General features: G+C 61.9%; 11 protein-coding genes. 2 read left to right on the top strand and 9 right to left on the bottom strand.

Going from position 1 to position 12055, the window contains the following annotated elements; all coding sequences use genetic code 11:
* Window positions 1–10: 10 nt before the first annotated feature.
* The 6 genes from ACZ9HU_RS05800 to ACZ9HU_RS05775 form a co-directional block, all read right to left on the bottom strand.
* Entirely contained in the window at window positions 11–574 is a 564-nt protein-coding gene (locus ACZ9HU_RS05800) for a DUF2062 domain-containing protein (protein ID WP_476103347.1), read from the bottom strand.
* Window positions 571–1053, bottom strand: a complete 483-nt coding sequence (smpB, locus tag ACZ9HU_RS05795; protein WP_172341395.1) for an SsrA-binding protein SmpB — start codon at window positions 1051–1053, stop codon at window positions 571–573. The genes ACZ9HU_RS05800 and smpB overlap by 4 nt, the downstream gene beginning before the upstream one ends.
* 157 nt (window positions 1054–1210) lie before the next feature.
* Window positions 1211–2419, bottom strand: a complete 1209-nt coding sequence (locus ACZ9HU_RS05790; protein ID WP_476103345.1) for a type III PLP-dependent enzyme domain-containing protein — start codon at window positions 2417–2419, stop codon at window positions 1211–1213.
* 278 nt (window positions 2420–2697) lie between these two features.
* Window positions 2698–3882: a carboxynorspermidine decarboxylase gene (locus ACZ9HU_RS05785; protein WP_476103343.1), complete on the bottom strand. Its 1185-nt coding sequence runs from the start codon at window positions 3880–3882 to the stop codon at window positions 2698–2700.
* Between the two features lie 3 nt (window positions 3883–3885).
* On the bottom strand, window positions 3886–4230 hold the full coding sequence (locus tag ACZ9HU_RS05780; RefSeq protein WP_476103341.1) for a DMT family protein: 345 nt from the start codon (window positions 4228–4230) through the stop codon (window positions 3886–3888).
* Complete coding sequence (locus tag ACZ9HU_RS05775) at window positions 4230–5441, bottom strand: saccharopine dehydrogenase family protein (protein ID WP_476103339.1); 1212 nt, start codon at window positions 5439–5441, stop codon at window positions 4230–4232. The genes ACZ9HU_RS05780 and ACZ9HU_RS05775 overlap by 1 nt, the downstream gene beginning before the upstream one ends.
* 194 nt (window positions 5442–5635) lie before the next feature.
* On the opposite strand from ACZ9HU_RS05775, the gene ACZ9HU_RS05770 reads away from it, so the two are divergent.
* Together ACZ9HU_RS05770 and ACZ9HU_RS05765 are read left to right on the top strand one after the other, a co-directional pair.
* Complete coding sequence (locus tag ACZ9HU_RS05770) at window positions 5636–6859, top strand: BtaA family protein (protein ID WP_476103337.1); 1224 nt, start codon at window positions 5636–5638, stop codon at window positions 6857–6859.
* Between the two features lie 5 nt (window positions 6860–6864).
* Complete coding sequence (locus ACZ9HU_RS05765; RefSeq protein ID WP_476103335.1) at window positions 6865–7518, top strand: class I SAM-dependent methyltransferase; 654 nt, start codon at window positions 6865–6867, stop codon at window positions 7516–7518.
* 81 nt (window positions 7519–7599) lie between these two features.
* On the opposite strand, the gene ACZ9HU_RS05760 is transcribed toward ACZ9HU_RS05765, so the two are convergent.
* Genes ACZ9HU_RS05760 through ilvD form a run of 3 tightly spaced genes read right to left on the bottom strand, consistent with a single transcriptional unit; the run spans window position 7600 to window position 12017 of the window.
* A complete protein-coding gene (locus ACZ9HU_RS05760; protein WP_476103333.1) occupies window positions 7600–8799 on the bottom strand; it encodes a class I SAM-dependent RNA methyltransferase in 1200 nt (399 codons plus the stop codon).
* Window positions 8800–8814: 15 nt separating this feature from the next.
* A complete protein-coding gene (locus ACZ9HU_RS05755) occupies window positions 8815–10179 on the bottom strand; it encodes an NAD(P)H-hydrate epimerase (protein WP_476103329.1) in 1365 nt (454 codons plus the stop codon).
* On the bottom strand, window positions 10176–12017 hold the full coding sequence (ilvD, locus tag ACZ9HU_RS05750) for a dihydroxy-acid dehydratase (protein WP_476103327.1): 1842 nt from the start codon (window positions 12015–12017) through the stop codon (window positions 10176–10178). Before ilvD ends, ACZ9HU_RS05755 begins: the two co-directional genes overlap by 4 nt.
* Window positions 12018–12055 lie beyond the last annotated feature (38 nt).

Here is a 12055-nt window from a genome sequence, read left to right as displayed (position 1 = left end):
TCCCGTTTCGCTATGCTCTGGCGCGGCTTTGGCGACGCGCCTTGCGCACCATCACCACCCGCCGCCAGATCAAAGCCGCCAACACATAACCCACCGCTGCCGAAACCAGAGAGATCGTCCCCAGCCCGACCACCAGCGCCGGCGCGCCGTCCGACAAGAGCCATTGGCCCCACGCGCGCATGCCCGCTCCGCTGCGATAGAGATGGTCCAGAGTGTTCAGATCGGCGTGAAATCCGAAATTATTGCCCACCGAAATCGCGCCCACCAAAATGAAGGGCGTCGTGGCCGGATTGGACAAAAAGGTCATGGCGCCCGCCAGCGGAATATTCCCCCGCCACGGCACGCACATCAGCGCCGCCCCGACCAATTGCACGCCGGGGATCAGCGCGAATATGCCCACCAAAAGGCCAACGGCCACGCCGCGCGGGACGCTGCGCCGGTTAAAACGCCACAGATCGGCGCGCAGCACCAGATGGGCAAAAGGGGCGATAATGCGGCTGTTTTCCAAAGCCGCGCGGGTGGGCAAAAGGTTACGTGCCCAATTGGAAAGAGATACGAGCCGCCGCCCGCTCACTTGTATTCCCTCATGATGCGGGCCTGATCGCGCTTCCATTCACGGTCTTTGATCGTGTTGCGCTTATCCGCGTCATTCTTGCCCTTGGCCAGCGCCAGTTCGACCTTGGCCCGGCCCCGGCCATTGAAATATACCGAGAGCGGCACCAGCGTCATGCCCTTGCGCTCAACCGCGCCGGTCAGCTTCGCGATCTCGCGCTCGTGGAGCAGCAATTTGCGCGGGCGCTTGGGTTCGTGGTTGAACCGATTGCCATGGCTGAATTCGGGCACATTGGCGTTAACCAGCCAGACCTGACCATCGCGCACCTCGGCATAGGCTTCGGCGATCGAACCTTCGCCAAAGCGCAAAGACTTCACCTCGGTGCCGGTCAGGGCGATGCCCGCTTCCAGCTTATCCTCGATGAAATAGTCGAAACGCGCGCGCCGGTTTTCGGCAACGGTCTTTTTCTTGTCGAATTGGGTCGGAGTCGGACGGGCCATGATAATCCGCATGTAGGGAGTAGAGGCCTCCAACGGAAGACCCTTGCCAGACCGTTTTCGAGCCAAACTGTGAAATGGGGGTAAAAACCGGCGAATGGTTGAAACAAAACGGGGCGGCCGATGACCGACCGCCCCGTTTTGTCCGATGTCCAGCGACTTAGCGCAGGCGCACCACATTGTCCGAATGGCGCGGATCGCGGCGGGTGCCACAATATTGCGTCGCCATCGGCTCGTCGCCCACCAGCACTTCAAGTCCGGCGCCAAAGCCGTTGAAGCGCGTGCGCATCGCCGCGCCATAGGCGCCCAGCATGCCGATCTCGATATAATCACCCGGCGCGATGTCGGCGGGAAGACGGAACGGGCCTTCCATATAGTCGGCATCATCACAGGTCGGACCGTAGAAGGCAAAGTCTTCCTCGGCGCTGTCACGCTCGGCGTTCAGGCACTTGACCGGGAAACGCCATTCGACATGGGCCGCATCATAGAGTGCGCCATAGGCGCCTTCGTTGATGAACAACTCGTTGCCGCGGCGCTTTTCCACCTGCACGATCATCGAGTTATATTCCGCCGACAGCGCACGACCGGGTTCGCACCACAGTTCAGACGAATAGGACACCGGCAGCGATTCAGCCGCGCGGTGGATCGAGGCGAAATAATCCTCCATCGGCGCAGGCTCCATCCCGGGATAGATCGAGGGGAAACCGCCACCGACATCGATGATGTCGACCGTGACCGATGCGTCCACAATCGCGGCGCGGACGCGTTCCAGAGCCTGAACATAGGCAAAGGGCGTCATCGCCTGCGAACCGACGTGAAAGCAGATGCCAAGGCAATCGGCAACCTGACGTGTGGCCTGAAGCAGCGGGGCCGCATCGGCCAGATCAATGCCGAATTTCGACGCAAGGCTCAGTTCCGAATATTCGCTCGACACGCGCAGACGCACGCAGAGCGAAAGGTCGGTGGCCGCATTGCCGTCACGATCGCGGGTCGCCTCGACGATTTTTTCCAGTTCCTCGTGGGAATCGAGGCTGAACGTGCGAACGCCGTGAATGTGATAGGCTTCGTGGATCGCGGCGACGGGCTTTACCGGGTGCATGAAGCACAGGGTCGGCTCCGAGCCAAGCGTTTCGCGCACCAGACGCACTTCGGCGATGCTGGCCGTGTCGTAATGCGTCACGCCATTGTCCCACAGCACGGCCAGAAGGTCGGGCGAAGGATTGGCCTTGACGGCGTAGAGCGACTTGCCCGGAAACTTTTCGACAAAGAATCGAGCAGCACGCGCCGCAGCCTGCGGGCGATTGAGAATGACGGGTTCGTTGGGCGAGAGAGCGCGAACTACAGCCGGTGCGTCAAGATGAATGGACAACGCAAGGGACCCCCAAATGGCCAAAAGGCCGTTAGAACAAGGAAAGCTGCCTTGCGGTTTGGAAGTCCCCATGGGGCAGCGAGGGGGGTGCATATAGGCGGTTTGTCGGGGGGTGCAAGGGGAAAAAATGCCCCTTCGCCCACGCTTTGGCGCAATTTTGCGTAAAAATTGGCGATTGTGAAAGATCGCAGAATTTGATGACATCTATGTGACAAGGGCGATGCCGCAGTGCAGCATCGCCCCATCAAATCAATACATTGATAAATTGCGTTTTTCGCTCAACTAAGCCGATCGCGGAACGTTTCCCATCCAAAATGTTTCACACATTCCAGCGAATCATCCGCGCTGTTCCAGAGCCAGATCGAAGGCAAAGGAACACCATTAAAGGTCGTGGTTTTCACCATCGAATAATGCGCCTGATCAAGGAAGGCGAAACGCTGGCCCGGCTCGCAGGGAACCGGCAGGCGATAGTCGCCGATCACATCACCCGCGAGGCACGAAGGACCGCCCAGACGAACCGCCTCGCCATCCTCGCGCTCGCCAAGCATGGCGGGGCGATAGGGCGCCTCAATCACGTCAGGCATATGGCAAGTGGCCGAAATATCGACGATGGCCACCGGAATGCCATTGGTGTGCGTGTCCAGAATCGTGCCGATCAGAATGCCCGCGTCGAGCGCAACCGCCTCACCCGGTTCCAGATAGAGTTCGCAACCCGTCTCGGCCTTTACCGCCTTGAGGAAAGCCACCAGATCATCGCGTTGATAATCGGCGCGGGTGATGTGATGACCGCCGCCGAAATTGAGCCAGCGGATCGGCCCGCCATTCACCGCCAGCCAGGGCGCAATGGTCGGCTTCAAAGCCTCCCACGTACGCAGCAGCGGTTCGAAATCCTGTTCGCACAACGTGTGGAAATGGATGCCAGTGACGCCTTCGAGATGTTCGGGCGTGATCTGATCCACCGGGAAGCCCAGACGCGACCCCAATGCGCAGGGGTCATATTTCTCGACTTCGCCCTCGCGGTGCAGCGGGTTGATGCGCAGGCCAATGTCAAACTCCTGCCCCGCCGCGCGCGCCGCGTCCAGTTCAGGCCGAAAACGGGCCAGTTGATTGGGCGAATTAAAGATCACATGATCCGAAATCGCGCAAATCTCGGCCAGATCCTCGGCCTTATATCCGGCGCAATAGGTGGCAATCTCGCCCTTATACGACTGCTGGGCCAGACGCGCTTCCCACAAACCGCTGGTGCAGACGCCGTCGAGATATTCGCCCACGATCGAGGCCACACGCCACATCGAAAACGCCTTCATCGCGGCCAGAACCTTGACCCCGGCCCGGTCGCGCACATCGGCCAGAACCGACAAATTGGCCCGCAAACGCGCCTCGTCCACCACAAAGGCGGGCGAGTTCACACGGTTCAGGTCGAAATGCGCAAAGGCGCCGGGATCACCCGCACGAGTTTCCAACTGTCAATTCCCTTTGAAAATCAGCGCTGCGCCCGCGATAATCAGCGCAAAGCCCGCCAATTGCGCCAGCCCCGGCTTTTGCCCGAACAGCGCCCATGCCACCAGCACGAAACCGGCCAGTGAAAACACTTCCTGCATCGTCTTGAGTTGGGCCAGCGAATAGGCCTTTGACCCCAACCGATTGGCAGGGACGGCCAGCCAATATTCGAAAAAGGCCAGCCCCCATGAGGCCAGCACGGCCACCCAGATCGCCTCTTTGGGCGCCTTGAGATGGCCATACCACGCCACATTCATGAACAGATTCGACCCCGCCAGCATCAGCGGAGGCAGGATCAAACCCCAGTTCATCAGAACTGCACCGGACCGGCCAGTTCTTCCACGCTCCACGGCAAGCCATGCTTGTTCAGCATGTCCATGAACGGATCGGGATCGAACTGTTCGATGTTGAACACGCCCGCGCCCGTCCACACATCCTGCATGATCATGGCCGCGCCAATCATGGCCGGAACGCCGGTGGTATAGGACACCGCCTGATTGCCGGTTTCTTCATAGCACACTTCATGGTCACAGATGTTTTTGATGTAGAACGTCTTTTCACCGCTGCCGTCCAGCGCTTCGCCCGTGGCGATATCGCCGATATTGGTCTTGCCCTTGGTCGTCGCGCCCAGCGTGCTGGGTTCGGGCAGCACGGCTTTCAGGAACTGGAGCGGAACGATTTCCACGCCATTGTACATCACCGGATCGATGCGGGTCATGCCCACATTTTGCAACACGGTCAGATGCTTGATATATTCATCGCCAAACGTCATCCAGAAACGCGCACGCTCCAGTTCAGGGATGAACTTCGCGAGGCTTTCCAGCTCCTCGTGATACATCATGTACATGTTCTTGGGGCCGACTTCGGCAAAGTCGAACTGGACCTTGTTGGCCATCGCCGGGGTTTCGACGAACTGGCCATTTTCCCAGTGGCGCGCCGGGGCGGTCACTTCGCGGATGTTGATTTCCGGGTTGAAGTTGGTGGCAAAAGCCTGACCATGATCGCCGCCGTTGCAGTCCAGAATGTCGAGCTGGCGGATGGTCTTGAGCTTGTGCTTCTTGAGCCACATCGCGAAAACCGACGTCACGCCGGGGTCAAAACCCGAACCCAGCAGCGCGGTCAGACCGGCTTCCTTGAAGCGATCCTGATAGGCCCACTGCCAGTGATATTCGAACTTGGCCACGTCCTTGGGCTCATAGTTCGCGGTGTCCATGTAATGCGCGCCCGCGATCAGGCACGCGTCCATGATCGTCAGATCCTGATAAGGCAGCGCCAGATTGACCACCAGCTTGGGGCCGATCTGCTTGATCAGAGCGGCCAGCGCCGGAACGTCTTCGGCGTCAATGGCATAGGTGGCCACATCCACGCCCGTGCGTTCCTTCACGCTCTGCGCAATGGCATCACACTTGCTCTTGGTGCGGCTGGCCAGATGGATGTCGGAAAAGATATCCGCATTCATCGCCATCTTGTGCACCGCCACCGAGCCGACGCCGCCAGCGCCAATCACCAGAACCTTGCCCATGGGCGAAACTCCATAAAAACGGGCCGGCGCTGATGCCCGACCCTGAAAAATCCGAATGCCGCCATATAGGGCCGTATTGTGACAGCACAACATGCCTTGTTGTCTTGAAATCGTCACGGGTGCGTCATGCCCCCGCAACGCACCGGTCATATGAGCGCTGCAAATACTCTAAGCCCGGCCGGAGAACCGCATCCATGTCCGCCCCCATGCGCCAAGCGCACATTATCGACAATGCCGTGGTCCGCAATGACGCGCCCAAGCGAGAGCGCCTGGCCGACCGCGCCTTTGCGCTGGCCTTTCGAGGCCTCGTCTATGCCCAGATCTGGGAAGATCCGGTGGTCGACATGGCCGCATTGGACATTCAACCCGACAGCCGGATCGTTACAATTGCGTCGGGCTCGTGCAATGCGCTGTCCTATCTGGTGGCGGACCCTGCGCAGATTACCGCGGTTGACCTCAACACCGCGCATATTGCGCTGGGCAATCTGAAATTTGCCGCGCTGCGCCATCTGCCTGACTATGACGCGCTGCGCCGTTTCTTTGTCGAGGCTGACAACAAGGCCAATGTCGCAGCCTATCGCCAATATCTCGCCCCGCATCTGGATGATGCCACCCGCCGCTACTGGGAGGGGCGCGATCTGGTCGGGCGCAAGCGGATCAGCGGCTTTGCCAATGGCATCTATAAACGCGGATTGCTGGGCAATTTCATCGGCATGGCCCATTTCGTCGCCCGCCTTTACCGCGTCGATCTACGCTCTATCCTCAGCGCGCAGAGCATTGAAGACCAACGCCGGATCTTTGATGAAAAGATCGCGCCCGTTTTCGACAAACGCTTCATCCGCTGGCTGACCAACCAACCCGCCAGCCTGTTCGGCCTTGGCATTCCGCCCGCGCAATTCGACGCTCTGGCCGGGGATCAGCGTATGGCCCATGTGCTGCGCGCGCGGCTGGAAAAGCTGGCCTGCGACTTTGCCGTGGGCGAAAACTACTTCGCATGGCAGGCCTTCAATCGCGGCTATGGCAAAGGGCCGGATGCCCCCCTGCCCCCCTATCTGCAACCCGCCAATTATGAAGTCGTGCGCGACCGCGTCACCCGCATCACATGGCGCCACGTCAATTTCACCGACCATCTGCGCGAACAGGCCGATGCCTGCCTCGACCGCTACATCCTGCTCGACGCGCAGGATTGGATGAGCGACGAACAATTGACCGACCTGTGGCAACAGATCACCCGCACGGCCCGCCCCGGCGCCCGCGTCCTGTTTCGCACGGCGGCGGAGGAAACGCTGCTGCCCGGCCGCGTGCCCGACGCCATCCTGTCACGATGGGATTACAGCGAGGCCGAAGCGCGCGACCTGATCCGCGCCGATCGTTCGTCGATCTATGGCGGCCTCCACCTCTATCGGTTCAAGGGGTAATCGCGATGGCCACGGCACCCACGCTCGACAACCACGGCGATCTGATGGACAGCGTCTATCGCTGGCAACGCCATATCTATGATGCAACGCGCAAATACTTCCTGTTTGGCCGGGATCGCCTGATCCGGGGCTTGCGGATCCCCTATGGCGGCGCGATTCTGGAAATCGGCTGCGGCACGGGGCGCAATCTCTCGCTGGTGCGCGCCTTGTGGCCCAAGACGCAGATCCACGGGCTGGATATTTCGCCCCTGATGCTGGAAACGGCGGCGGATCGGTTGGGCGGCCGCGCGCGATTGGAATTGGGCGACGCCTGCGATTTTAACGCCCCGGCCTTGTTCGGACGCCCGCATTTTGAACGAGTGATGATCTCCTTTGCCCTGTCCATGATCCCGGCATGGGAAGACGCCATGGCGCAGGCTATCGCCGTCCTTGCTCCGGGCGGCGAACTCCACATCGTCGATTTCGGCGAGGCGCGCGGTCTGCCCACCCCATTGCGCTGGACCCTGATGCGCTGGCTGGCGCATTTCCATGTTACGCCGCGCACCGAGCTTTTGGACGTTGCGCGGCATCTGGCCGGCTCCATCGCATCGGTGGAGATGCATGACGGCCCGCTGGGTTACTATCGCATGATCATCATCCGGCGGTACACGGGAACCTGATTCCCGCCCCTCCGTGATAGCGATGAACAGGGCCATGCTGACACCGGCGAGGGCTGTCCGGGCCTTTTACCTTACGCTGATTTAATCGCGCACGAACAGGCTGGCCAATTCGACATGCGTGGTCCAGCGGAATTGCCCCACCGGACGCAGTTCGGCCAGACGATAGCCGCCCTCGATCAATTGCGCCGCATCGCGGGCCCAGCTTGACGGGTTGCAGCTGACATAGACGACGCGCTTGACCGTGCTGGCCGCAATACGCCCGACCTGTTCACGTGCCCCGGCGCGCGGGGGGTCCAGCACCACGCCGCCAAAGCGATTGAGTTCATCGGGCATCAACGGATTGCGGAACAGATCGCGGTGCAAGGGATGGACGATCAACCCCGAACGCCCCGCCGCCAATTTGGACGCCAAAAAGGCCGCCTGATCGGCTTCCGCGGCCAGAACCTTTGACCCGGCCTTGGCCAGAGCAAAGGCAAAAGTGCCAAGGCCGGAGAACAAATCCGCCACCGGCGACACGCCCTTGAGCCATTCCACCGCCGCGCCCACCAGCGCCTGCTCCCCGTCCAGCGTCGCCTGAAGGAACGCGCCGGGCGGCAAAGGCACCGGCACACCCGACAAGCTGATCGTCACCGCATCGGGTTCCCACAGGCTTTCCGGGCCATAACCCTGATCCAGCGACAGGCGCGCCAGATTGTTGTCGCGGGCAAAATCAAGACAGGCCTCGGTCTGCTGCAAACCTTCAACCGTCATGCCCTTGATCGAAACGTCAACGCCCTGATCGGCCAGAGCCAGATCGATTTCAACCGCAAAGCGCCCATCGCGACGCGCTAGCATCTTGCGCAAAGGTCCAAGAATAGCCGTCAATTCCGGCGCCAGAACCGGACATTCCTTGAGATCGACCAGCTTGTGCGAGCCGCCTTCGGAATAACCCAGCGCAATCGCACCGCCCACGCGCGCCGCCCGTAACGAAGCACGACGGCGCGTGCCCGCAGGCGACAGATGCGTGCGCGCCAAAATCTCCGGTTCCATCCCCTGACCACGCGCGGCATGAACCACGCGGTCGCGCACGAATTCGGCCAGCGCATCATCGCCCACATGTTGCAGCGTACAGCCCCCGCAAGTGCCGAAATGGCGGCAAACCGGCGCGGTGTAATTCGGCCCGCGTTCAATCGAACCATCAGAGCGCAAGACATCCCCCGGCGCGCCTCCGGCCACATAGGCCCCGCTGGCCGTTACGCCATCGCCCTTGGCGGCAATGCGCAGGATTGTTTCGTCATTCATGATGGCCCCTTAGATCTAGAGGCTGGCCCGATAGGCCTTTGCGATGGATTTGGCCAGTTCCCCGGCAGAAAAAGGCGCGAGCGTGATGCGCGCGGCCTCTCCATGCAGCCAGACACCGTCGCAAGCCGCCGTGAAGGGATCAGCGCCATTGGCCAAGCGGCTGGCGATGGCACCGGCCAGAACATCGCCGGTTCCCGCCGTGGACAACCAGCTTGAGGCCCGATGCGCCGCCGCCCAGCGGCCGTCAGGTGCGGCAACAATCGTGTCCGGCCCCTTGGCCACGATCACCATACCGCTGGCCCGCGCCAAGGCGGTTGCGCGGGCGATCTTTGTGTCGCCGCTTGTGCCGAAATGCCGCTCCAATGCGGCCAATTCGCCCTCATGCGGCGTGGCAATCGCGGCCCGCATCCCTTTGGAAAGCAGATGACAGGCATCGGCATCCAGCACAATCGCCCGCCCCGACGCCATCGCATCGGCCAGCAGAAAGTGCCCCGCCGCATCGCGCCCCAGCCCCGGCCCGATCAGCAGCGCCGAAAGCCGATCATCGGAACAATCCGCCCTCGCGCAAACCAGATCGGCAGGCAACGACAGGGGGGCATCGCAAAGCAATTTGACATAACCCGCGCCCGCACCCTGCGCCGCCATGGCCGCCATTATCGCCGCGCCCGGCATCGCCCCCACCACCACGCCCAGCAGCCCGCGCCGATATTTATGCGCGTCCGCCGCAGGGGCATGAAACCGGGGCCGCGCCAACACCGCCCCCGAATCCGCCACCGCGCCGCAGCCAATATCGACCAGCCGCAACTCCCCCATCCGCGCGCAGGCGGGCATGAGAAAATGCGCAGCCTTCCACGCGCCAAGGGCAATCGTCAGATGATATTCGGGCAGGCCGTCATTCAGCACCGCCCCGGTGTCGGTCGCAACACCGCTGGGCAAATCGACGGCTATCCTTTTGGCATGGCGCGCAGCAAGGCCGTTGAGCAGCGCCAGATCCGCCTCGCCCAACCCCCGCGTCAGGCCAGTGCCATAGAGGCAATCGACCAGCACATCGCCATCGACCACCCCATGCGCAACGTCGCCATGATAGAGCGCACGGGCCACCTTTGCCGCATCGCTGCGCGGTTCAGCGGCGGGAACGACGGTGATCTTGCCACCCCGCCGCCGGATGGCCTCGGCAATGACCCAGCCATCGCCGCCATTGTTGCCCGGTCCGGTCAGCACCGTCACGCGGCGCAACGGCCCGGCGATGCGCCAGATGTAATCAGCAGCCCCGTTCCCGGCGCGCTGCATCAATTCATCCACCCCAACCCCGCCCGCGATCAGAGCGCCCTCTGCAGCGCGCATCTGATCAGCGGTCAGGATCTGCATGGGCGCGATCATTTCAACTGCGAGAGATCCCGCACCGCGCCCTTGGCCGCACTGGTGGTCATCGCGGCATAGGCCTGCAAGGCGGTCGAAACCTTGCGCGGGCGGTCCTTGGCGGGCTTCCAACCCTTGGCTTCCTGCGCGGCGCGGCGCTGTGCCAGCACTTCGTCGGAAACGGCAAGGTTGATCGTACGGCCGGGGATGTCGATCTCGATCACATCGCCGGTTTCAACCAGACCGATCGCCCCGCCCTCGGCAGCCTCAGGCGAGGCATGGCCGATAGACAGGCCCGAAGTGCCGCCCGAAAAGCGACCATCGGTGATCAGAGCGCAGGCCTTGCCCAGCCCCTTCGACTTCAGATAGCTGGTCGGATAGAGCATTTCCTGCATGCCGGGGCCACCCTTTGGCCCTTCATAGCGGATGACAACCACATCGCCCGCCACGACCTGTCCGGTCAGGATCGCCGTCACCGCCGCGTCCTGGCTTTCGTAAACCTTGGCGGGGCCGGTGAATTTCAGGATGCTTTCATCCACGCCCGCCGTTTTGACGATGCAGCCTTCCAGAGCGATATTGCCGAACAGGACCGCCAGACCGCCATCCTTGGAAAACGCATGTTCGCAGCTGCGGATCACGCCCTTTTCGCGATCGGTGTCGAGCGATTCCCAGCGGCGGCTCTGGCTGAAGGCCACCTGCGTCGGCACGCCGCCCGGCGCGGCAAGGAAGAATTCCTGCACTTCCGGGTCGTTGCTGCGACCGATGTCCCACTTGGCCAGCGCATCGCGCAGCGTGGGCGAATGGACCGTGGGCAGATCGGCATGGAGCAGCCCGCCGCGCTCCAGCTCGCCAAGGATCGAATAGATGCCGCCCGCGCGGTGGACGTCCTCCATATGCACGTCATTCTTGGCCGGGGCCACCTTGGACAGGCAGGGCACACGGCGCGAGAGGCGGTCAATGTCATTCATGGTGAAATTGACGCCCGCTTCCTGCGCGGCGGCCAGCAGGTGCAGCACGGTGTTCGTGCTGCCGCCCATGGCGATGTCCAGGCTCATCGCGTTTTCGAACGCTTCAAAGCTGGCGATGTTGCGCGGCAGCACGCTTTCATCGTCCTGCTCATAATAACGCTTGCACAGTTCCACGGCCAGACGCCCGGCGCGCAGGAACAGTTCTTTGCGATCGCTATGCGTGGCCAGCGTCGAGCCATTGCCCGGCAGCGAAAGGCCCAGCGCCTCGGTCAGGCAGTTCATCGAATTGGCGGTGAACATGCCGCTGCAGGACCCGCAGGTGGGGCAGGCCGAGCGTTCGATGGTCTTCACTTCTTCATCGGTATAGGCTTCGTCAGCCGCCGCGACCATGGCATCGACCAGATCGAGCGCCACTTCCTTGCCGCGCAGCACGACCTTGCCCGCTTCCATCGGCCCGCCGGACACGAAGACCACGGGGATGTTCAGACGCATCGCGGCCATCAGCATGCCCGGCGTGATCTTGTCGCAGTTCGAAATGCAGACCATCGCGTCGGCGCAATGGCCATTGACCATATATTCGACGCTGTCGGCAATCAGGTCGCGGCTGGGCAGCGAATAAAGCATGCCGTCATGGCCCATCGCGATGCCATCGTCGATGGCGATCGTGTTGAATTCCTTGGCAACGCCGCCTGCCGCCTCAATCTCACGCGCGACCAATTGGCCCAGATCCTTGAGATGAACGTGACCCGGCACGAACTGGGTAAAGCTGTTGACGACGGCGATGATCGGCTTGCCGAAATCGCTGTCCTTCATGCCGGTGGCGCGCCACAGCCCGCGTGCGCCCGCCATGTTGCGGCCGTGGGTGGAGGTGCGTGAACGATAGGCAGGCATGGGGATACTCCGACAGACTCGAAAATGACGTTTGCGCC

This window comes from Novosphingobium sp. Sphag1I (assembly GCF_056279125.1).
Note: the sequence above shows the minus strand (reverse complement) of the source record. Positions and strands in the feature narration are given on the sequence as shown.